2 protein-coding genes are annotated in these 2,799 nt (G+C 45.1%); both read right to left on the bottom strand.

Annotated features, from left to right (window positions below):
• Positions 1–163: 163 nt before the first annotated feature.
• Positions 164–1,771, bottom strand: coding sequence for a glutamine-hydrolyzing GMP synthase (guaA, locus tag IQ264_RS32090; RefSeq protein ID WP_322744847.1), 1,608 nt, complete (start codon positions 1,769–1,771; stop codon positions 164–166).
• Positions 1,772–1,907: 136 nt separating this feature from the next.
• Positions 1,908–2,799: cobalt-precorrin-5B (C(1))-methyltransferase CbiD (gene cbiD, locus IQ264_RS32085; RefSeq protein ID WP_193986760.1), on the bottom strand; the 892-nt coding region annotated here is incomplete at its 5' end.

Here is a 2,799-nt window from a genome sequence, read left to right as displayed (position 1 = left end):
GGGACAAGGAGACAAGGGGACAAGGGGACAAGGGGACAAGGAGAAAATTTAATTCTCCTCTGCTCCTCTGCTCCTCTGCTCCTCTGCTCCTCTGCTCCTCTGCTCCTCTACTTCTCTGCTTCTCTGCTTCTCTGCTCCTGGAGCCCCTTGTCTCTCTGCTAGTTTATTCCCATTCGATCGTTCCTGGTGGTTTAGAAGTAATGTCGTAAACTACTCGGTTAACTCCAGCAACTTCATTAACAATACGGTTAGCAATCAGTTCTAACAAATCGTAGGGTACTCTTGCCCAGTCTGCTGTCATGCCATCTTCGCTTTTCACGAAGCGGAGGACGATCGGATAAGCATAAGTACGTTGATCGCCCATTACGCCAACACTACGAATGGGTAGGAGAACGGCGAATGCTTGCCATAACTCGCTGTACATTTCGTGACGGTTGATTTCCTGACGCACGATTAAATCGGCATCGCGGAGAATATTTAACCTTTCGCTGGTAACTTCGCCTAAAATGCGAATAGCGAGTCCGGGGCCGGGGAAAGGATGTCTGTTGACGATTTCTTCTGGTAAACCGATCGATCTTCCTACTTTCCGCACTTCGTCTTTAAACAGTTTCCGCAGCGGTTCAATTAACTTGAATCGTAAATCTTTAGGCAAACCGCCGACGTTGTGGTGACTCTTAATTTTCACTGCTACCCGTTCCCCAGTTTTGGGATCGACATTGGTATCAGCAGATTCGATCACGTCTGGATAAAGTGTACCTTGAGCGAGATAATCAAAGGGGCCTAGTCTTCTTGATTCTTCTTCAAAGACGCGAATAAATTCGTGTCCGATGCGGCGGCGTTTTTCTTCAGGGTCGGTAACTCCGGCAATTGCTTCTAAAAAGCGATCGCGTGCGTTGACATACTCCACCGGAATATGAAATTGTTCGTGAAACAATTTTACCAATCGCTCTGGCTCATATTTCCGCATGAAACCTTGGTCGATAAACATACAAGTTAGCCGATCGCCAATCGCTCTGTGCAGCAAGAAAGCTAAAGTAGAAGAATCTACACCGCCCGAAAGTGCCAGTAATACTCGTTTATCACCTACTTTTGCCCGAATTTCCCGCACTGATTCTTCTACGAACGCCGCAGTTGTCCAAGTAGGTTCACAGTCACAAATGTGATAAACAAAGTTACGAATTAAAGCTAAACCACAAACTGAGTGAACAACTTCTGGGTGGAATTGTACACCGTAGAGCTTTTTCTGGTAATTCGCGATCGCAGCACAGGGAGTATTCGTCGTGTGCGCCAAAGTTGCAAAACCTGCTGGCAAAGCCGTGCAAGAATCTCCATGACTCATCCACATAGTCGAACCATCTTCGACATTAGTAAACAAATCTGTGGGATCGTCAATAATTAACGATGCTTTGCCATACTCACCTCGTTCGGCGCGTTTAACTTCGCCGCCGAGTTGCTGCACCATTAACTGCATTCCGTAGCAAACTCCCAAAATCGGAATGCCTAATTGCCAAATTCCTGGGTCGCAATGGGGTGCGCCTGGGTCATAAACTGAATTAGGGCCACCGGAGAGAATGATCCCTTTAGGGTTGAGCTGTTTAAGTTGTTCGACGCTAGTACGATAGGAAAGAACTTCGGAATAAACTTGAGTTTCGCGAATCCGACGAGCAATTAACTCGGAGTACTGAGAGCCAAAGTCTAAAATCACGATTATTTGGCGGTTCAGTTCAGCGAAAGATTCGGTAGAAAGCGGTTGAGATGTCTGTACTGTCACTGATAAATCCAAAAAGTAACGAAAGTTTGTCTTCTTATATCTTTGTTAGAAATCCCTAATAATGTAGATAGATTTTACAAACTTGATCTTAGAAAATTACATTTTACCTAGCTATCCTATAAAGATTTTTACCAATTTAACACAAGTGATTGAGTAAGTTACTACCGTTTTTGCTTTTAATGATGATTTGACGCTGGCGATCGAACAAAATTGAACCTACGCTCACTTGCTGTTGAATCTGATTATAGATGTAAGTTTGGGAGCGATCGTCAATTGCCTGAGCAACAGAATCATAAACTTGTTCTACCCAATTACTGCCATTTTCAGCATCCAAAGCCCGCAGATAATTTAAAGCTGCATCAGCCGTTGACTCAGTAAAGACCCTTTGTAACACAGGAGTTGGTAAACCTAGTTTGGCACAATGCGCCGTCAAAATTTCTTGCCTGCCATCAGCAAGATAATGATGAGTGTGAAAAATTCCCCCTGCCAACTTCATCAGTTTACCGTGATAACCAAACAACAAAATTTCCCTAACGCCCTGTGTTCCAGCTTCTACGAGCATTGGCCCCAACCAGTTAGCCGTCTTGATTAACCTTTCTGTTGAAATGCCAAGCTTCTGAGCAAAGTTTAAACCATTTTCTCCAATGCAGAAGACGAGCCGGGGGGAGTTATTCAGTTTTTTGATCTTTTCTCGGAGTTCTTCTAAAGAGATGTCTAGTTGACTGGAGGCGCTTAGAGGGTGAGAAATGCCGCTGGTGCCAAGTAGGGAGAGTCCTTCGACGACTCCGAAAGCAGCGTTAGATGTGCGATCGGCTAATTGTCTTCCTTCTGGCAAAATAATCGTAACGGTAATTTTCTCCTCTGGTGTGAGCAAATGCGCCAAATTCCCCAGGAAAAGCTGCCGCGCATAAGCATAAATCGCCGCCTTTCCCTCAGCCTCAACAATTCTTCCAATCCCTTCACCACCCTTGAAAGTGATTGGGGGAGTGGAAGAATAATTCTCCCCATCTCCCCATCTCCCCATCTCC

This window comes from [Phormidium] sp. LEGE 05292 (genome assembly GCF_015207735.1).
Taxonomy (GTDB): domain Bacteria; phylum Cyanobacteriota; class Cyanobacteriia; order Cyanobacteriales; family Aerosakkonemataceae; genus Floridanema.
The sequence above is the reverse complement of the archived record's forward strand: the minus strand, read 5'-3'. Positions and strand labels throughout refer to the sequence as shown.